A 17,869-nucleotide genomic window follows, 5' to 3' on the forward strand; every position below is an offset into this window, starting at 1 on the left:
GCCGTCAAGGGGTCCGACCAGAAAGATGAATATTCGTTCATCTACCGTTAGGGCTACTCGGTTGGAGGGAGACAACGATGTCCGAGATTCTCGATCCCGACGTCGCGGCGCGAGAGGCGCGTGCGTCACAGCGGTCTCGGCAGCTGCTCGACGCCGCGGCCCGGCTCATGGAGAAGACCGGATCGGAGGCCGTCTCGATGCAGGCGCTCGCGGCCGAAGCCGGGGTGAGTGTCGGGCTGATCTACCGCTATTTCGGTAGCAAGGACGACGTCCTGCTGGCCGTGATCACAGACGTGCTGACCCAGTTCGAGGTGGAGGTGCCCGCGGCCATCGCCGACGCCGGAGACGATCCCGTCCGCCGCGTGGGGGCTGCGTTCGGCGCGTATTGCCGGGTCATCGATTCACGTCGCCACGCGGCGCTGCTGACCTACCGGGAGAGCAATGCGCTCGGTCACGAGGCCCGACAACGGATCAAGGAACTGGAGGTGGCGACGGTCGATCCGCTGCGTCGCGCCCTGGCCGACGGCATAGCCGAGGGACGGCTGGTGGCGCAGCACTCGGATCTGGTGGCCTACAACCTGCTGCTGCTGGCACACGCGTGGGCGCTCAAGCACTGGTACTTCGAGCGGACGCTCGACATCGACGGGTACATCCGGGCGCAACTCGCGCTGTCGCTGCGCGGGCTCGTGGCACCCGAGTTCGTCGCCGAGTACGCGGACCTGTTGGTCGGCTGACGGCAGCTCGCGCTAGCCGGTCTTGATGTTCCGGCGTGACGTCGCCTGGTCGCGGGGACGTACGACGATCTGGTCGAGGTTCACGTGCGGCGGCCGGGACGCGGTGAACGCGACCAGCTCGGCGATGTCGTCGGCGATCATCGGCTGCAGACCCTTGTAGACGGCGTCGGCTTTGGCCTCGTCGCCGTTGAAGCGGACCAGCGAGAACTCGGTCTCGACCATGCCGGGGCAGATCTCGGTGAGGCGGATCGGCTTGCCGATCAGTTCCAGTCGCAGCGTGCGGTGCAGCACCCCCTGGGCGTGCTTGGCGGAGGTGTAGCCCGCGCCGTTGTCGTAGACCTCGAGCGCCGCCGTGGAGGTGATCGTGACGATCAGGCCGTCGCCCGATGCCTCGAGTTTGGGCAGCAGCGCTTTGGTGATCCGGAGGGTGCCGACCACGTTGGTCTCCCACATCCATCGCCAGTCCTCGAGGTTGGCCTCGGAGACCGGCGCGAGTCCCTTGGCGCCGCCGGCGTTGTTGACCAGCACGTGCACGGTGTCGAGCGTTGCGACGAAGCGTTCTACCGAGGCGGCGTCGGTGACGTCGAGATACATCGCCCGGCCGCCGATCTCCTCGGCGAGGGTCTCCACCCGATCGGTGCGACGAGCGCCGAGGACCACCGAGTAACCGTCGCGCGCGAGGGCCCGGGCGGTGGCCGCGCCGATTCCCGAACTCGCGCCCGTCACCACTGCGATCTTGTTGTTGCCGACTGCGTTTCCCGGGTTGGTCATGCCTCGAGTCTAAGAGATGCGGCCGCGCGCGCTCGGCGGTCACGGTGATCGCGGTCATGAATGACTGCTAAGTTCGGGGCCATGACGATCAGCGGCGTTGTGGCCGCGCCCCTCCACTTCGGGACCGGCCCGGCCGCAGCGGTCCTGAACGCCGTCCGGGTGGGCGCCCCCGCCACCCGAGACCAACTCGTCGCCGACACCGGACTCTCCGCGGCGACGGTGAATCGTCAGGTCAACGCCCTGCTCGACGTCGGCCTGGTGGTGGAGCGACCCGATCTGCTCAGCAGTTCCGGAGTCGGCAGGCCCAAGCGGCCGTTGACGCTCGACGGCGAACGGTACTGCGTGGCGGGCATTCACATCGGTGCACGGCGAACAGCCCTGGTGATCGCCGATGTCGGCGGTCGGACCCTGTACAGCCACGCCATTCGCACCCAGGAACTCACCGGGACCGACGCCGAGACGGCGATCGGTCGACTCTGCGATCTGCTGAGTGAACTCGCCGGTCGTTTCTCCGGCCGTCGGGTCCTGTGGGGCGGTGCGGCGCTGGGCGGAGTGGTGGACGAAGACACGGGCGTGGTGGACCACCCGATTCTCGGTTGGGCACGACAGCCGCTCGGGCAGCGACTGCACGCCGTGCTCGGTGTGCCGGTCTCGGTGGCCGAACACGTGCAGGCGATGGCGGCGGCCGAACTGCTCCTGGCGTCCACCGTGACGCGCACCGGGTCGAGTCTGGTCTTCTATGCGCGCGAGACGGTCGGCATGGCACTGATCATCGACGGCGACGTTCATCAGCCGGCCCGCGGCGCCGGGACCATTGCCGGGCTGCCGGTGCGCCCCGGGGTGCTCGACACCGAGCCGGTCGCGGCGCTCCAGGGCGTCATCGGCACGGCGGCCACCAAGGCCGCGGCCGCCCGACTCGGAGTGGCCGATTCGGCGGGCGTCGTCGCCGACGACCGCGCTCGCGTTCTCGGTGAGGCGGTCGCGACCATGCGCGACGTCCTGAATCCGGACGAGATCGTCGTGGCGGGCGACGCTTTCTCGGCGCATCCGCACGGACTGGCTCCGGTGCAGGCGGCGTTCGACGCGGCGACCCTGCTGCCGGGACCGCTGGAGATCGTGCCGACGTGCTTCGGTGTGCAGGTGACGGAATCCGCGGCGATCGCGGTCGCGCTGTCGGCGCTGTACGCCGATCCGCTGGGGGTCGTGGGGGAGTAGCGGTTAGCCCCGCAGGGAGACCGGTCAGCCCCGCAGGGAGACGAGTGTCTCCAGCACCGCGGCGACCCCGTCGGGATCGGCCACCCGGTACTGCGCGGCGGTGTCACCCGCTCCGACCTTCACGCCGACGTCACCGTCACGCAGATGGGCGAAGGCCTTCTCGTCGGTGACGTCGTCGCCGAGGTACACGATCGCATCCACCGCGAGGGCGTCGCGTAGGCGGTCGAGGGCGTGCCCCTTGCTGGTCTCGATCACCGCGAGCTCGACGACGGCCTTGCCGTGCGTCACGTACACGCCGTCCCACGACGCCGGACCGGACTCGGCGAGCCGCAGGGCCGCGGCGGCGTCGTCGTCGGAGGCGTTGCGGACGTGCAGGGTGGTGCTGATCGGCTTCATTTCCACCGAGGTGCCGGGGAAGCGCGCGCTGATCGTCTCGAACTCGGCGATGATGCGGGCCAGCAACTCGCGCTCGGCGTCGCCGACCGCGGTGTCAAATCCCTCGGCGAACTCCGAGCCGTGGCTGCCGACCAGGGTCAACCGGTCACTCGCGCCGGACAACGACTGCAGGTCGGACCGCGCGCGGCCGGACACGAGGGCGGCGACGGTGTCCGCCGTCCTCGCGCACGCTTCGAGCGCGGCCATCGACCGCGGATTCGGGACCGCGTCCTCCGGCCGCGACACGATCGGTGACACGCATCCGTCGTAGTCGGAGGCCACCAGGATCCGCGGTCGGGCGGCGAGCTTCGCGAGCGCGGTCGTCAAGGCCTCGTCGAGCACCGGTCGGCTCATCGATCCGCGGCCAACGCGTCGAGGAAGGCGTGCGCCCACTGGTCGACGTCGTTGGTCATCACCTGTTCGTGCAACGCCGTCATCCGCTCACGCCGCTCCTCGACGGGATCGGTCGCGGCCGCGGCGATGGCGTCGTCGACGCTGCGATCGTCGTACGGGTTCAGCTGATAGGCCTCGGTGAGCTCGGCGGCGGCGCCGGTGAACTCGCTGAGCACCAGGGCGCCACCGAGATCGTCCCGGGAGGCGAGGTACTCCTTGGCCACCAGGTTCATGCCGTCGCGCATCGGGGTCACCAGGCAGACGTCGGCGGCGCGGAAGTAGGCGAGGAGCTCGTCGCGCGGCACCGGTTGCAGCAGATAGCGGATGGGCGGCCGGGCCGCGGTTCCGTAGGTGCCGTTGATGTGGCCGACGGTCTGCTCGATCCGATTGCGCATCTCGATGTAGCTGTCGACCCGCTCGCGGCTCGGGCTGGCCAGCTGCACCAGCACGGTGGTGGCCGGATCGAGTCGGCCCGCGGCGAACAACCGTTCCAGGCCGGCGAGCCGGACGTCGATGCCTTTGGTGTAGTCGAGACGGTCGACGCCGAGCAGCAGCACCTCCGGGTCGCCGAGTTCGGCGCGGATCTCGGCGGCACGGTCGGCCATGCGCGCGGCGTTGGCGGCGACGTTCGCCGAGTCGATCGAGATCGGGAACGAGCCCACCTGGACGGTGCGGCCGTCGTAGGCGACGGTGCCGAACCGGTCGCGAACCCCGACGGGGTCGGTGGAGACCTCGACGCCCAGGATGCGACGGGCCAGCGACAGGAAGTTCTCGGCACCGCCCGGCAGGTGGAAACCGATCAGGTCGGCGCCGAGCAGGCCTTCGAGGATCTCGCGTCGCCACGGCAGCTGGCTGAACAGCTCGCGCGGGGGGAACGGAATGTGGAGGAAGAAGCCGATGCGGAGGTCGGGGCGAAGGTCCCGGAGCATCGCCGGGACCAGCTGCAGCTGGTAGTCGTGCACCCAGACGGTGGCACCGGGGGCGGCGGCCCGCGAGGTCTCCTCGGCGAACCGGCGGTTCACCGTCACGTAGGTGTCCCACCAGTCGTGGCGGTACTCGGGCTTCACCAGCACGTCGTGGTACAGCGGCCACAGGGTGGCGTTCGAGAAGCCCTCGTAGTAGTCGGCGATCTCGTCGTGGCTCAGTGGAACCGCGTGGATGTCGATGCCGTCCACCGGGGGATTCTCAGCGGAATCGGGGATGCCGGACCAGCCCACCCACGCTCCCGTGCGGGAGGCGAAGGTGGGCGTCAGGGCTGTCACCAGACCGCCGGGCGCCCGCTTCCAGACGGTGGTCCCGTCGGGTTCGACACGCTTGTCGACGGGAAGTCGATTTGCGACGACAACGAAGTTCGCACCCGCCGCAGGGTGCCCGTCGGGCGCAGTCATGCCCTAGGCGGCCTCGCCGGGCGCGATGCCGAGCATCGCGAACAGCATGCGGCACTCGTCCGCGTCGGTTGCGTAGGCGGCCACGACTCGTCGGGCCATGTGTGCGGTCTCGTCGGCTACCGGCTCCAGCTCGTCGTCGTCGGCGATGTCGGGGGTGGGGTTTGCTGCCATGCCGGGGATTCTACCCGAGCGAATCAGGTGTGCCTGTCGGCGTTGGCGGCGATCGCATCGCGGACGAACTGAGCCAGTCCCGGCGCCAGTTCCTCGTAGGTCGCGGTGAACCGCGGATCGCTCACATACATGTCGCCGAGGCACCGGTGGAACTCGTGGCTGCAGTCGTAGAAACGGTCGTTGATCTGCCGCCGAGCCTGCTCGGCGGCATCCATCGCGGCCGTGCCGGTGGCGGGTTCGCCGGAGCGCAGCGCGGCGACGAACGCGGCGTTGATCTCGTCGGTCTCGTCCTTGATCTGCTGCCAGTCGGCTTTGCTGAACTTCGCCGTCCGCTTCGCCGACTGCCGCCAGGCGTCGGTGTCGCCCCAGCGCTCCTGAGCCTCGGCCTGGTACTCGTCCTGGAAGCCGTCGCCGAAGATCTCCCGCATGTCGTCTGGGGTCGCCGGTTGCTGAGCCATTTCTCTCTCCATTGCTCGATCGATGGCCGTGACGAGTTCGGTCAACTCGCGCAGCCGGGAAATGACGGCGTCGCGTTGCCTGCGGAGATGGGTGACCGGGTCGTCGTCTCCGGTGAGCAGGGTCGCGATCTCGTCCAGCGGCATCTCGAGCCGCCGGTAGACGACGATGCGCTGCAGGCGAGCGAGGTCGGCCTCGGTGTAGAGGCGATAGCCCGCCGGCGTGCGCTCGGTCGGCGACAGCAGTCCGATCTGGTCGTAGTGGTGCAGGGTGCGCACCGTGACCCCGGTCAGATCGGCCAGCCTGCCCACCGTCCAGGTGGGGTCCGTCTGGTTGCCCGTCGCGTTGCTCGTCACCGTCATGTCTTCGATCGTGGTGGCTTACGTCGCGTGAGGGTCAAGCCCTCGAGGCGGTTCTCTCGGCCCGGGATCCGCGGGCGGATCAGGCCGGGCGGCAGATGCGGTCGTTTGATGGTGCGGGCGATGAACTCGCCGAGGGTCACTCCGGCTGCGATGGAACAGCCGATGGTGAGCGCGGTGGCGAGTTCGCGGAGTCCGGGAAGGGTCTGCTCGCTCATCACTCCGAAGAGGCCGCGATACATCGCGAGGCCGGGCAGCAGTGGCGTGATGCCCGCGACTGCGACCACCAGCGGGGGGACCAGTGCGCGACGTGCGGCCAGACCACCGATGAGCCCGACCACCACGGCGGCGATCGCGCTCGCCACGATGGGTCCGACGGCCGTGAACGACAGCCCGCTGACCACGCCGGACGCCAGCATGCCCGCTCCGAGAGCCACCGGAATCGCGCGTCGCTCGGCGTAGCTGGCCGCAGCGAACGCGCCGGCCGCGATGGCGCCACCCAGCAGGCTCGAGACCGGGTCCGACGGGCCGAACGGCGACGAGGTGGTGAGGCCCGGCAGGTTGATGTCGACGGTCTCGATCAGCCGAATCGCCAGGCCGACGCCGGCGAGAATGCCGCCGGTCATCAGCACCACCTCGGAGAACCGGGCGGTACCGGTGATCGGCGCCCCGGTGATCGCGTCCTGCACCGATCCCACCAGCGACAGGCCCGACAGCAGCACGACGATGCCCGCCGCGATGATCTGCGACGGCGCGAAGGTGAGATGGAGCGCCTCGCGCCAGTGATACAGCCCGGCCGCAGGCAGCACCGCGATGAAGCCGCCGACCATCTGCTGGAAGAAGATCGGGGTGCCGATGCGGGCGAGCCGACGGTTGAGCGCAACGATCACGATGGTCGTGAGGAACGCCGTCGTTCCGACGATCGTCGTGCCCCCGAGCAGGATGGCGATGCCCAGCGCCATGGCGCCCCACGCCAGGTTCGCCATCCAGTACGGATAGGGGTGCGGGCTGCTGGTGATGCCGTCGACGATGCGGTGCGCCGTGCCCGGGGTGATCGCCAACTGGCGGATGCGGCGAACCAGGCGGTCGGCGTGTGCGAGGCGGGTGAAGTCGAGCGAGCGGTAATGCACGGTTCGGACGGTGGTGACGGGCGGCAGTGTCGGGCCGCGGCGCGCGCTCACCAGGATGGTGTTGTAGGTGACGTCGATCTCGATGTCGTCGAGACCATAGATGCCCGCGACGAACTCGATCTGACTGCGGGTGTCGATGGCGCCGGTGCCGGAGTCGAGAAGGACTGCGCCGATGCGGGCCGCGAGGTCGAGGACCTCGGTGATGGCCGCCTCGTCGTCGAGCGGGATCGGTTTGCGCGGTGCGGTGACGATGCTGCCCGGCTCGATCGTGTCGATCGTCGCCGTGGCCTCACCGACGAGCTTGTCGAGTCCCTGCCGGAACGCGGTCTTCAGTCGCACCCTGTCTCCTCACAGGTTCGTCGCGCGGTCGGGCCCGAGGAACGGGTCTCCGCTATCGATACTGGCATCTGTCGGCACCGGCCGACAGGCGCTTCTGTGCCGGTTCCCGGGGGATTTCGTCGGCCCGCCACCGGGCGTTACGGGTTGTGGATGTGACCCTATATACTTCCGCGGCAGGCCTCCTTAGCTCAGTGGTAGAGCACTCGCCTTGTAAGCGAGCGGTCGTCAGTTCAATCCTGACAGGGGGCTCCAACCGGCCGGTCCCGTCTGGGCCCGGCCGGTGTATTCTCCCCGGTCGATCCACGGCGTACCGAGAATCCGGGGCGGATATGCGGTGATCCGCGTCGCCCGGCGACCTTTTCGAGGAGTTCTCTCCTTAATATTGGGGCGTGAACAGAACGCGGGATCGGCGGCCGACCAGTTGGCACCGTCGCGCGGGCATGCCCGTGCGGGTCTGGATGATGGTGTTGATCCTGGTGGGATTGGCGCACTGGGCCATCCCGAACTCGCGCTGGCTGCTGGTCCACATCTTCACGATCGGGCTGGTCGCGAACTCGATCCTGCTGTGGTCGCAGACCCTCGCCGAACGTTTCCTGGGACATCATCTGCCGCCGGAGCGGCGACCGTGGCAGATCGGTCGCATCTATGCCGTCAACGTCGGTCTGCTCGTGATCATCGTCGGCATGCTCGGCGCATGGTGGCAGGTCACCATGGTCGGCGCCATCGTGATCGGCAGTGTGCTGGCGTGGCATGCGGTGGCGCTCGCCCTGTTGATCGGCGAGTCGCGGCGAGTGCGGGCCGAACGGGGCGAGGGCCCGGCAGAGAACGAAGGCAGCGCGTGGTTCTTCGTCGCGTCCGCCTGCCTGCTGCCCTTCGGCGCCGGCTTCGGAGTCGCGTTGGCCTACGGTTTCGCCGACCCCGAACAGGCGGGCTTCCTGGTGGCGCACCAGGCGCTCAACATTCTCGGGTTCCTGGGTCTGGCCGCCGCAGGTGTCCTTATGGTGATGTTCCCGCGCCTGCTGGGGGAGACGCAGGTGAGCACTCGGCGACGGCCGCCGGCACTCGCAGCGCTGGTGGTCGGAGTCGCGGTGATCTGCTCGGGCGCGCTCTCGGACCAACCGGTGGTCGCGGCCGTCGGCGTCGGGGTCTACCTCGTCGGGTGGCTGATCGTCGTCGCGCCGTTCGTGCCGGTGCTGCTGCGGCGACCGCCCGACTCCTACGCGTCGGCCTCGATCACCGCGGCGCTGCTCTGGCTCATCGGGTCGCTGACGGCTTACGCCGTGATCCTGCTGACCGGGCCGTTCGACGCCTCGCGCATCTCGCTGCTCACGGTGTGGTTCTTGGCGGGCTTCGCCGGTCAGTTGCTGCTCGGTGTGATGAGTCACCTGCTGCCGACCATGATGGGCGGCGGCGAGGTGACGGTCGCGGGCAAGCGCGTGATGAACACCTGGTGGCTGTGGCGGGTGCTCGTGATCAACGCCGGCTTGCTGCTGTGGCTGATGCCGCTCACCAGCTGGGTCAAGGTGACCCTCTCGGCGCTGGTGATGCTGGCGTACATCCTGTTCCTGCCGATCATGATTCGCAGTGCGGTCGCCGCGATGGCAGTGCGGCGAGCGCAGGCGGCTGCGAGCGATGTCTCGGAGGCGCCCGCCGCCGCCCCGGCGACTGTCGGGTCTCGGGCGCCGCAACTCGGACTCCAAGGTGTCGCCGCCGCGACCGCACTCGCGCTGGTGATCTCGGTGGGGGTGGCGCTGGGCGGCGGCGGGACGCTGTCGGCCGACGACGCCTCCGGAGGTGTGGCACCCACCGGCCAGACGACGACCGTTCAGGTCGACGCGGTCGGCATGCGATTCACCCCGGAGACCATCACGGTGCCGAAGGGCGACCGCCTGGTCCTCACCGTGACCAACAAGGACGACATGGTGCACGACCTCGTCCTCGAGACCGGACAGAACACCGGTCGCCTCGCGCCGGGACAGTCCGCGACCGTCGACGTCGGCGTCGTCGGACGGTCGATCGAAGGCTGGTGCTCGATCATCGGCCACCGGCAGCAGGGGATGGTCCTGCACATCAAGGTCGAGGGCGACGACGGCTCCACTGGCCACGACGGACACGGCGCCGGTGGTCCCGCGACCGGGCCCGCGGCCACGGTGGACTTCATGAAGGATCCGGGCCCCGACTTCCGGGCTCGCGATCCGCGGTTGGCTCCGGCACCCGCGGGAGAAGTGCACAAGTACACCTTCGAGGTGACCGAGGCGCCCGGCGAGATCGCACCCGGCACCACCGCCACTCGCTGGACGTATAACGGGGAGACGATGGGGCCGGTGCTCCGCGGCAAGCTCGGCGACACCTTCGAGATCACGCTGGTGAACAACGGCACCATGGCGCACTCCGTCGACTTCCACGCGGGCATGGTCTCGCCCGACACGAACATGCGCGACATCAACCCCGGCGAGCGCCTCGTCTACCGCTTCCGCGCCGAGCACACCGGCATCTGGCTGTATCACTGCGCGACGATGCCGATGCCGGTGCACCTGGCAGCCGGCATGTTCGGAGCCGTGGTGATCGATCCGCCGGATCTGGCTCCCGTCGACGCCGAATACCTGTTCACCCAGTCCGAGTGGTACCTCGGGCCGGATGGGGCGCCGATCGATGCCGACAAGGTGGCGGCCGGTATTCCCGACCTGGTGATGTTCAACGGCTACGCGAACCAGTACGTATACCGGCCGCTGCGAGCGAAGGTCGGCGACCGCATCCGGATGTGGGTGCTCGACGCCGGGCCCAACGAGCCGCTGTCGTTCCACGTGATCGGCAGCCAGTTCGACACCGTCTACAAGGAGGGCGCCTACCTGCTGCGGCGCGACAACGCCCTGCGCGGCGGATCGCAGGCACTGGGCCTCCTGCCCGCGCAGGGCGGTTTTGTTGAGATGACCTTCCTGGAACCGGGCACCTACACGTTCCTCAACCACCGCATGTTCGACGGCGACCGCGGCGCGATGGGCAAGATCATCGTCGAATAGCGGCGGTGGGCGGCGTGCCCTGTGCTCAGGTGGTTGCGGTCCATCCGCCGTCCATGATGTACGACGATCCGGTGACCATCCCGGCCCCGTCGCTGCACAGCCATGACACCAGGTCGGCGACCTCTGACGGCTCGATCAACCGCTTGATCACCGGGCCCGCGAGGAAGATCTTCTCGACCACCTCGTCCTCGGAGATGCCGTGGGCGACGGCCTGCTCCGCGATCTGCTTGGTCACCAGCGCGGTCTTCACGTAGCCGGGGTTCACGCAGTTGCTGGTGACGCCGTGCGGACCGCCTTCGGCGGCGGTGACCTTGGCGAGTCCCTCCAAGGCATGCTTGGCGGTCACGTAGGCGGACTTGTAGGGCGAGGCGCGGAGACCGTGCACCGACGAGACGTGCACGATGCGCCCGAAGCCGCGCTCGTACATGCCGGGCAGGGCGGCGCGCGTCAGGAGGAACGGCGCCTCCACCATGAGCGCCAGGATGCGATGGAACCACTCCGGCTCGAAGTCCTGGATCGGGCTCACATGCTGGATACCCGCGTTGTGCACCAGGATGTCGGTGTCCAGGGTCAGATCGGCCAGTGCGGCGGTGTCGGTGAGGTCGACGGCCCACGGGGTGCCGCCGATCTGCGCGGCGAACTGTGCCGCGCGGTCGCCGTCGACGTCGGCCACGGTGACGTGGGCGCCGTCGTCGGCCAGACGCTGGGCGACGGCGGCGCCGATGCCTGCGGCCGCGCCGGTGACCAGGGCGCGACGACCTGCCTGCGGCCCGCTCATGCCTCGCTCGATTCGATCGCGGCGACCGCGGTCTCGCGGTTGCGTCGGGCGAGGTCTTCGAAGATCTCGGTCCACGGTCCCGACAGGGCTGCGTGGCCCATGAACAAGCCGAGATGGCCTGCATCCAGGGTCCAGGTGCGGACATCGTCCGCCGGCGTCGAGACGGCCCCGGCGAGTGCGAACATCTGCGCCGGCGGCGTGATGTGGTCGCGTTCGCCCGCGATCAAGTACAGCGGAGCCTCGATCGCCGACAGGTCGACGACGGTGCCCTCCACCACCAGCTCGCCCGCGATCAACTGGTTCTTGAAGAACAGATGCTCCACCACCCACAGGTAGAAGGCGCCGGGCATGTCCTGCCCGTGCTCGAACCAGTTGGCGAACGAGTCGTACCGCTCCACGTACTCGGGGTCGCGGATGCTGCCCCATAGCTGGCACAGGCGATTGAACTCTTCGGTGGGCTCGAGCATCTTGAAGCCGAGGACCTGGTTGGCGCCGAGGTGCTTGCCGCCGCCCGCTGCGACGAGCGCGCGGTAGGCGTCGATGTCGCCGTGGCGGGTGAGCGCGGACATCCACTCGCTGACCGCGGAGTCGCCCGCGTGCGTGTCGATGGGGGCGCCGCCCAGTGCCAGGCTGCGGACCGCGTGCGGGCGCAGAGCTGCATAGATCGCGGCGAGCCAACCGCCCTGACAGTCACCGACGAGGTGAACTGCTCCGCCGACCTCGGCGCCGACCTCGGCGACGATCTCGTCGAGAATCGAGATGTAGTCCTCGACGGTGATGTTCGCGGTGGCCTCGGTGGCGGGCAGGTAGTCGACGGAGTACACGCGGTCGACGCCCGCGGCGAGTGCGGTACGCACCTGACTCTGGTCGGCGGAGTAGTCGACGATGGTCGACGCATGTCCGCCCTGGGGTGGCAGGAAGACGATCGGGACCTGCGTCGCGTCGGCGTCCGGGGTCGAGAAGTCGAGCAGTCGGACCTGCGGCCAGGTGCGCACCACCGTGTGGGGCGTGGCCCAGTCGGGCTTGGTCCGCTTGGTCGCCGCCTGCGTCCATGCTGCCCAGTCCGAGAGCATGTGCATCGGAGTGAAGGTGCCCGAGGTCAGGGCGGCGGTGCTGTAGCCGGTCCATCCCTTGATCCACGCGGTGGCGAGATCGGTCGGGGCCTGCGCCCACCGTTGGACCTGAGTGGGCGCGGTGGGCGTCGTCGTCGCGGTCATCGGCGCACCTCGCTGACGGTCGAGACGCTGACGGTCGAGACAGGGGGCCGACCGGGGCCTCCGCACACGGTGATCTTGCTCTCGTTCATGGCACAACCTCACAGTCGACGATTCCTTGGTGCTAGCAACGCTAGCTAGCGATCGGCGATCGTGAGGGTATTTCGACTCATTCGTCGTTGGGCGAGTCCTGGGACTCATTGCTTCCGGGTGCCCCTCCGGTACGGAGCGCACGCGATGCGACCAGCATGTTCTGGTACACGTGCGTCAAGGATCGCTGCTGCTCCGGCGTCAATTCCGGGTCGGCCTGAATGGCGGCGACCACGTCAGACACCTGGTCGCTCGGTGCCGCGAGCTCCTCGGCATCGAGTCCGAGCGCGTCGGCGAGCGCATGGAGAACCTCTTGGCTCGGCGCGCGCAGGCCGTGCTCGATCTGCGACAGGTAGGGATTCGAGATGCCGACCATCGTCGCGAGCTGCCGCAGCGACAGGGCGGCTACCTGACGTTGGTAGCGGACGATGTCGCCGATCGGGTGGGGCAGGTCAGGACTGGACAATGACAGAGTGCTCCTAAGCGCGATCGGAGTCAGCGAAGTGTCCGGTGAGCTCGCCGACGATCTGGTCCCACAGCGGACGCGGGAGGTCGTGGGCCATACCGTCGACCACGGTGAGGTGCGCACCACGCACCGTCTTCGCGATCGCTTCGGCACCCGACATGCGCATCAGCTTGTCATGGGATCCGTGCAGGACGAGCGTCGGCGCTGCAATACGGCGGTCGGCGGCGACCAAGCTGCCAGTTCCCATGATGGCGGCGAACTGGCGGGCGAACCCGACCGGATAGAAGCTGCGGTCGTAATACTCGGCGGCGTGCGCACGCGCCACCGCCGGCTCCGGTGGGTAGACGGGGCTGCCGATGATGCGCGACAGGCGCATGCTCTGGGCGATGACATCGTCGCGCGTCGCGTTCTTGGGCGGCCGCTTCAACAGTGCGAGCATCTGCCGAGGGCCGGGCGGCGGAAGGAAACGGCGGTTGTTGCTCGACATGATCACCGTGGCCGACAGCGCACGGTCGGCGTGCTCGGCGCAGAAGACCTGGGCGATCATTCCGCCCATGGATGCGCCGACGATGTGGGCGCGCTCGATGCCGAGGTGATCGAGAACCCCGGCGGCGTCGTCGGCCATGTCGGAGAGGGTGTACGCGGTGCCTGCGGTCGGGATGCCCGCCCAGTAGCGGGCCAGATTCAGCAACAGCGGGCCCCCGCCCGGGGCCACCCCGTCGAGCTTCGACGACAGCCCGCTGTCGCGATTGTCGAATCGGATCACCCGGTAGCCGTGCGCCGCGATCTGCTCGCAGAACTCGGTGCGCCAGAACACCATCTGCGCGCCGATGCCCATGATGAGCAGGACGGCGGGATCGTCGGGGTCGCCGAACTCGTCGAAGCAGATCTCGAGATCGCCGACCGCTGCGGTACCGGTGCGTGAAGGCATGCGAACACTCCTGTCTGGTCGGCGCAGAAAGTTGTCAGAGCAGAACGAAGAGATCGGTGCGGAGGTCGTCGTGCTCGATGACGCTGGGGTCGGTGACATAGACCTCGACGATCGCGCGCGGGGCGGAACCACCCTTGGCGAAGTGCCTTTCCATCAGCGACTCCCATGCGGAACCGAGGCCGTCGAACCCGCCGAGGTGCGACATCACCAGCGCGTGCCCGGTCGGGAAGTACCCGTTGTCGAGGCCGTCGACATCGGTGCGCCCGGCGACGGGGAAACCGATGGTGAGGTCGAACTCGTCGGTCACGTCGCCGTGATAGATCGCGAATCCGGGGCCGATCGGTCCGGCCTGGGCGAGTTCGTGGAAGTGGCTGTCGAAGATCTCGGGGAGACGGTCGAGGGTGACCTCGGGGAACTCCATGGTCACCACCGCGACGCCCTCGGGCAGTTCGATCTCGATGGCGTCGAAGAACGGCTCTTCACGAAGGATCAGCGGCAGCGAATCGGTCATGCACAGATAATACGACTGCCCTCCGACATCGCGTGTGGTGCGCGGACCAGGTTCTCCGGGCAAAATGGGCGACGTGACCGAGACCGATCTTGTCGTCGACACCGTCTACGGCCCGCTTCGAGGCACCAGCACACCCTCCGCCGACCTGTGGCTCGGCGTCGCCTATGCCGCCCGGCCGACCGGACCGCGTCGCTGGCTCCACGCTCAGCCGCCCCGGGAACGCACCGAGATCGTCGACGCGCGCAACTACGCGCCCGTCTGTCCGCAGCCGGTGATGCAGGTCATCGACCTCGGACCTGACGCCTACGCGAACGAGGACTGTCTCTATCTGAATGTCGGAACCCCGCGCGACGTCGCGGGCACTGACGCACGTCTGCCGGTGATGGTCTGGGTGCACGGCGGCGCCTACCTGTGCGGTGCGGGATCGCAGCCGCTGTACGACCCGGGCTCGCTGGTGCAGTCGTCAGTGACCCGCGGGACACCGACCGTCATCGTCACCCTCAACTACCGGATGGGTGCCTTCGGTTTCGCCGACCTGCGTCACTTCTCGTCCGGAGACCAGGAGTTCCAGGCCAACTGCGGACTGTCGGACGTGATCGCCGCGCTCGGGTGGGTGCGCGACAACATCGAGCGCTTCGGTGGCGACCCCGCCAACGTCACGCTGTTCGGCGAGTCGGCAGGCGCGGGCGTCGTCACCACGCTGTTGGCCTCGCCCGCGGCGAAAGGCCTGTTCCACAAGGCCATTGCGCAGAGCTCGCCGGCGACCACCGTGTACGACGCCGAGCGGGGCGAGCGCTATGCCAACATGCTGCTGGCCGAGCTCCCCCGCGAGTACGTCCGGTCGGGAAACCTGCGTCAAACGCCCGCGCTGAATCTGGTGAACGCGTCGTCGACCGTCTTCAACCTGGTCCCGAATCGATTTCCGGGGACCATCGCCTTTGCCCCCGTGGTCGACGGTGATCTGGTTCCGCTGGATCCGCTCGAAGCCATCGTCACCGGTGAATCGCACCGCGTGCCGCTGCTGATCGGCACCAATCGTCACGAGACCTCGCTGTTCCGCTGGATGTCGACCCCGCTGCTGCCGGTGAAAGACCAGGGTGTCGACGCCATGTTCACGTTGATCGGCGCTGAACGGCCGGGGCTGCGGATTCCGGAGGCGGACCATCTCGATTCGTCGTACCGGCACGTTCCCTCGGGGGTGCGGAGCATGGCGATCTCCCGTGACATCGGCTTCCGAATGCCCGCGGTGTGGATCACCGAGTCGCACGCGCAGGTGGCGCCGGTGTACCTGTATCGCTTCGATTGGGCGACCCCACTTCTCCGCGTCCTCGGTTACGGCGCCGCGCATGCCACGGAGGTGCCGTACGTGTGGGGCAATCCGGCGTCGACCAAGCGCGACCCGATGTATGCGCTCGGCGGTCGTGCGACGGGGGAGAAGGTTCGCCACCGGATGCAGTACCGCTGGCTCGGCTTCGCTGCAGACGGTGACCCGAACACCGGCGAGGACGGCGATGCGATCTGGGAGGCGTACGAGCCGATGCGCCACAGTTCGCTGCTGATCGGCGGCAACGACGATCTGGCAGTGGAAGGCTTGGACGACAACATCCTGCGTGCCTGGGGAGACGAGGTGCTCAGCTTTCGATGAGTGGAGTCCGATGAGTGGAGACAGTGTGACGCGTGGAAGTACAGAGACGTGGGGTTCGGCCGGACTGCACGACGGCGGTTTCGCTTACGGATCGCGGGTGTCGGCCGGCGCTCTGATCTACACGGCGGGGCTGTCGCCACTCGACGACGCCGGCGAGATCGTCGGCCCGGACGATCCGGTGACGCAGGTGCGGCGTGCCGTGGAATGCCTCGACGTCGTGTTGCGCGAGCAGAACGCCCGGCGCGCTGACATCGCGAAGCTCACCGTGTACGTCGCGACTGCCGACCGCGCGACGCTCGGAGCGGTGTGGCAGGCGGTCGACGCCGCGTTCGGCGGAAACACGCCGCCCGCGATCGTCGTCGGGGTCACGGTGCTGCCCTATCCCGGCCAGATGGTCGAGATCGAGGCGGTCGTTGCGACGGGAGAGTCGGCGTGACGGCCCGACCGTACATCTCTGACCAGCAGCGTCGAGCCCGCCTGCAGCGTCGGCACCTGCTCGACGGGTCCGCCGGGCACGCGGTCACGACGGTCGCCGACGCGGTGGTCGGACTGCATGCGACCAACGCGTCCACCGTCCACCTCTCGGCGTGGGCCCGCGGCGGCGCCCCGACCCCCGAGGTCATCGAGACGGCGCTTTACCGCGATCGCTCACTGGTGAAGCAGCTCGTCATGCGTCGGACGCTGTTCGTGATGACCCGGCCGATGCTGGCTGAGTCGGTCGGTGCGGTGGGGCCGCGTGTCGCCGCTTCCGAGCGGACCAACATGCTGCGCGACCTGCGACGTGACGACGGCCCCGCCGACCCGGAGGCGTGGATCGAGCAGGCGCGAACAGCGGTGCTGGCCGCGTTCGCCGACGGCTCCGCGTACCCGGCCCCGCAGGTGCGGAAACTGCTGCCCGAGTTCGACATCGCGATCACGCGCGACGAGGGGAAGTCGTACGGCGGGCCGTCGCCCATGCTGCCCCGGATGCTCAACTACATGGCCGCGCTCGGTGACGTGGTGCGCGGACCCAACAGTGCGGTGTGGCACCGGTCGCGGCCGTCGTGGGTCGCGATGGACCAGTGGCTGGGTGCGCCACTCCCGCACGTCGACATCGAAACCGGCCACCGGGCCCTGGCGGAGCGCTGGTTGCGACAGTACGGTCCGGGGACTGAGACAGATCTGGTCTGGTGGCTCGGTTCCACCAAGACGGCCGTGCGTAAGGCCCTCGCATCGCTCGAGGTGACGGAGGTGGAGCTTGACGGCGGCGCGGTCGGCTACCTGATGTCCGACGACCTCGACCCCGTCGAGTCGGTGGAACCCCGAGCCCTGTTGTTGCCGAGCCTCGACCCGACCACAATGGGCTGGAAGCAACGCGACTTCTACTTGGGCGAGCACGCCGGAGAACTCTTCGACAGCACTGGCAACGGCGGCCAGACGGCGTGGTGGGACGGTCGGATCGTCGGCGGCTGGGCGATGCGCGACGGGGCGGTCGACGTCATCGCGCTCGAGGCGTTGCCCCCGGAAGCGGAGAGGGCCTTGTCCATACGGGCCGAGGAGCTCACCGCTTGGCTCGACGACGACCGCCCGGTGGTGAACTTCCCGTCGCCGCTGATGACGCGGTATCGCGGCTGAGACCGGCGACTTCGGCAGCGCGCCCTCGCCGACTCGACCCCACGTTGATCGAGTGCCGCTGCGGCGCGGAGCCCGCATCGGTGTATCGAGATCGCCTTTGCGCGTGGTTGCTCCGGTCTCGATTGTGTGCGGGTTCGCTGCGCTCACTCGCCGACTCGACCAGCAAGGGAGGCGGGTTCGCTCCGCTCACTCGCCAGCTCGCCCCACGC

Annotated in this window: 17 protein-coding genes and 1 tRNA gene; 7 read left to right on the top strand and 11 right to left on the bottom strand. The window is 68.6% G+C overall.

Annotated elements, in window-relative coordinates:
- The first annotated feature begins 77 nt into the window (after nt 1-77).
- Nucleotides 78-734: a TetR/AcrR family transcriptional regulator gene (locus GX543_RS00840; protein ID WP_290849168.1), complete on the top strand. Its 657-nt coding sequence runs from the start codon at nt 78-80 to the stop codon at nt 732-734.
- 12 nt (nt 735-746) lie between these two features.
- On the opposite strand, the gene GX543_RS00845 is transcribed toward GX543_RS00840, so the two are convergent.
- The gene (locus tag GX543_RS00845) at nt 747-1,505 is read right to left on the bottom strand and encodes an SDR family oxidoreductase (protein WP_290849169.1); all 759 of its coding nucleotides are present in this window, start codon (nt 1,503-1,505) and stop codon (nt 747-749) included.
- Between the two features lie 81 nt (nt 1,506-1,586).
- Between GX543_RS00845 and GX543_RS00850 the strand changes: the two genes are divergently transcribed.
- Nucleotides 1,587-2,720, top strand: a complete 1,134-nt coding sequence (locus GX543_RS00850; protein WP_290849230.1) for an ROK family transcriptional regulator — start codon at nt 1,587-1,589, stop codon at nt 2,718-2,720.
- A gap of 24 nt (nt 2,721-2,744) precedes the next feature.
- On the opposite strand, the gene otsB is transcribed toward GX543_RS00850, so the two are convergent.
- The 5 genes from otsB to GX543_RS00875 are packed head-to-tail and all read right to left on the bottom strand — an operon-like array spanning nt 2,745 to nt 7,385.
- Nucleotides 2,745-3,509, bottom strand: a complete 765-nt coding sequence (otsB, locus tag GX543_RS00855) for a trehalose-phosphatase (protein WP_290849170.1) — start codon at nt 3,507-3,509, stop codon at nt 2,745-2,747.
- On the bottom strand, nt 3,506-4,936 hold the full coding sequence (locus GX543_RS00860; protein WP_290849171.1) for a trehalose-6-phosphate synthase: 1,431 nt from the start codon (nt 4,934-4,936) through the stop codon (nt 3,506-3,508). Before GX543_RS00860 ends, otsB begins: the two co-directional genes overlap by 4 nt.
- Nucleotides 4,937-4,939: 3 nt before the next feature.
- Nucleotides 4,940-5,107 carry a hypothetical protein gene (locus tag GX543_RS00865; RefSeq protein ID WP_290849172.1) on the bottom strand — a complete coding sequence of 56 codons (168 nt, stop codon included), beginning with the start codon at nt 5,105-5,107 and terminating at the stop codon, nt 4,940-4,942.
- A 23-nt stretch (nt 5,108-5,130) separates the two neighbouring features.
- Complete coding sequence (locus tag GX543_RS00870; RefSeq protein WP_290849173.1) at nt 5,131-5,925, bottom strand: MerR family transcriptional regulator; 795 nt, start codon at nt 5,923-5,925, stop codon at nt 5,131-5,133.
- Nucleotides 5,922-7,385 (bottom strand): threonine/serine exporter family protein, encoded by a 1,464-nt coding sequence (locus GX543_RS00875; RefSeq protein WP_290849231.1) that lies wholly within the window; start codon nt 7,383-7,385, stop codon nt 5,922-5,924. Before GX543_RS00875 ends, GX543_RS00870 begins: the two co-directional genes overlap by 4 nt.
- 183 nt (nt 7,386-7,568) lie before the next feature.
- Between GX543_RS00875 and GX543_RS00880 the strand changes: the two genes are divergently transcribed.
- Nucleotides 7,569-7,643, top strand: a tRNA-Thr gene (locus GX543_RS00880).
- A gap of 137 nt (nt 7,644-7,780) precedes the next feature.
- Complete coding sequence (locus tag GX543_RS00885) at nt 7,781-10,411, top strand: multicopper oxidase domain-containing protein (RefSeq protein ID WP_290849174.1); 2,631 nt, start codon at nt 7,781-7,783, stop codon at nt 10,409-10,411.
- Between the two features lie 25 nt (nt 10,412-10,436).
- Here GX543_RS00885 and GX543_RS00890 read toward each other — a convergent pair whose 3' ends face one another.
- The 5 genes from GX543_RS00890 to GX543_RS00910 form a co-directional block, all read right to left on the bottom strand.
- Nucleotides 10,437-11,189 (bottom strand): 3-hydroxybutyrate dehydrogenase, encoded by a 753-nt coding sequence (locus tag GX543_RS00890; protein ID WP_290849176.1) that lies wholly within the window; start codon nt 11,187-11,189, stop codon nt 10,437-10,439.
- The gene (locus GX543_RS00895; protein ID WP_290849177.1) at nt 11,186-12,406 is read right to left on the bottom strand and encodes an alpha/beta fold hydrolase; all 1,221 of its coding nucleotides are present in this window, start codon (nt 12,404-12,406) and stop codon (nt 11,186-11,188) included. Before GX543_RS00895 ends, GX543_RS00890 begins: the two co-directional genes overlap by 4 nt.
- 166 nt (nt 12,407-12,572) lie before the next feature.
- Nucleotides 12,573-12,959, bottom strand: a complete 387-nt coding sequence (locus GX543_RS00900; protein WP_290849179.1) for a helix-turn-helix transcriptional regulator — start codon at nt 12,957-12,959, stop codon at nt 12,573-12,575.
- A 13-nt stretch (nt 12,960-12,972) separates the two neighbouring features.
- The gene (locus GX543_RS00905; protein ID WP_290849181.1) at nt 12,973-13,890 is read right to left on the bottom strand and encodes an alpha/beta hydrolase; all 918 of its coding nucleotides are present in this window, start codon (nt 13,888-13,890) and stop codon (nt 12,973-12,975) included.
- A 34-nt stretch (nt 13,891-13,924) separates the two neighbouring features.
- Nucleotides 13,925-14,401 (bottom strand): GyrI-like domain-containing protein, encoded by a 477-nt coding sequence (locus tag GX543_RS00910; protein WP_290849182.1) that lies wholly within the window; start codon nt 14,399-14,401, stop codon nt 13,925-13,927.
- A 64-nt stretch (nt 14,402-14,465) separates the two neighbouring features.
- Between GX543_RS00910 and GX543_RS00915 the strand changes: the two genes are divergently transcribed.
- Genes GX543_RS00915 through GX543_RS00925 form a run of 3 tightly spaced genes read left to right on the top strand, consistent with a single transcriptional unit; the run spans nt 14,466 to nt 17,660 of the window.
- Nucleotides 14,466-16,046 (top strand): carboxylesterase/lipase family protein, encoded by a 1,581-nt coding sequence (locus GX543_RS00915; RefSeq protein ID WP_290849183.1) that lies wholly within the window; start codon nt 14,466-14,468, stop codon nt 16,044-16,046.
- A gap of 10 nt (nt 16,047-16,056) precedes the next feature.
- Nucleotides 16,057-16,482, top strand: a complete 426-nt coding sequence (locus tag GX543_RS00920) for a RidA family protein (protein ID WP_290849184.1) — start codon at nt 16,057-16,059, stop codon at nt 16,480-16,482.
- On the top strand, nt 16,479-17,660 hold the full coding sequence (locus tag GX543_RS00925) for a winged helix DNA-binding domain-containing protein (protein WP_290849186.1): 1,182 nt from the start codon (nt 16,479-16,481) through the stop codon (nt 17,658-17,660). The genes GX543_RS00920 and GX543_RS00925 overlap by 4 nt, the downstream gene beginning before the upstream one ends.
- The last annotated feature ends 209 nt before the right edge of the window (nt 17,661-17,869 follow it).

The organism is Gordonia sp. (in: high G+C Gram-positive bacteria), assembly GCF_012515855.1.
Taxonomy (GTDB): Bacteria; Actinomycetota; Actinomycetes; order Mycobacteriales; family Mycobacteriaceae; genus Gordonia.

Excerpts from the sequence above, each read along its gene's own strand:
- GX543_RS00915 (WP_290849183.1), top strand. The coding sequence starts at position 14,466 with ATGGGCGACGTGACCGAGACCGATCTTGTCGTCGACACCGTCTACGGC.
- GX543_RS00895 (WP_290849177.1), bottom strand. The coding sequence starts at position 12,406 with ATGACCGCGACGACGACGCCCACCGCGCCCACTCAGGTCCAACGGTGG.
- GX543_RS00910 (WP_290849182.1), bottom strand. The coding sequence starts at position 14,401 with ATGACCGATTCGCTGCCGCTGATCCTTCGTGAAGAGCCGTTCTTCGAC.
- GX543_RS00905 (WP_290849181.1), bottom strand. The coding sequence starts at position 13,890 with ATGCCTTCACGCACCGGTACCGCAGCGGTCGGCGATCTCGAGATCTGC.
- GX543_RS00870 (WP_290849173.1), bottom strand. The coding sequence starts at position 5,925 with ATGACGGTGACGAGCAACGCGACGGGCAACCAGACGGACCCCACCTGG.
- GX543_RS00890 (WP_290849176.1), bottom strand. The coding sequence starts at position 11,189 with ATGAGCGGGCCGCAGGCAGGTCGTCGCGCCCTGGTCACCGGCGCGGCC.
- GX543_RS00865 (WP_290849172.1), bottom strand. The coding sequence starts at position 5,107 with ATGGCAGCAAACCCCACCCCCGACATCGCCGACGACGACGAGCTGGAG.
- GX543_RS00860 (WP_290849171.1), bottom strand. The coding sequence starts at position 4,936 with ATGACTGCGCCCGACGGGCACCCTGCGGCGGGTGCGAACTTCGTTGTC.
- GX543_RS00840 (WP_290849168.1), top strand. The coding sequence starts at position 78 with ATGTCCGAGATTCTCGATCCCGACGTCGCGGCGCGAGAGGCGCGTGCG.
- GX543_RS00845 (WP_290849169.1), bottom strand. The coding sequence starts at position 1,505 with ATGACCAACCCGGGAAACGCAGTCGGCAACAACAAGATCGCAGTGGTG.
- GX543_RS00850 (WP_290849230.1), top strand. The coding sequence starts at position 1,587 with ATGACGATCAGCGGCGTTGTGGCCGCGCCCCTCCACTTCGGGACCGGC.
- GX543_RS00920 (WP_290849184.1), top strand. The coding sequence starts at position 16,057 with ATGAGTGGAGACAGTGTGACGCGTGGAAGTACAGAGACGTGGGGTTCG.
- otsB (WP_290849170.1), bottom strand. The coding sequence starts at position 3,509 with ATGAGCCGACCGGTGCTCGACGAGGCCTTGACGACCGCGCTCGCGAAG.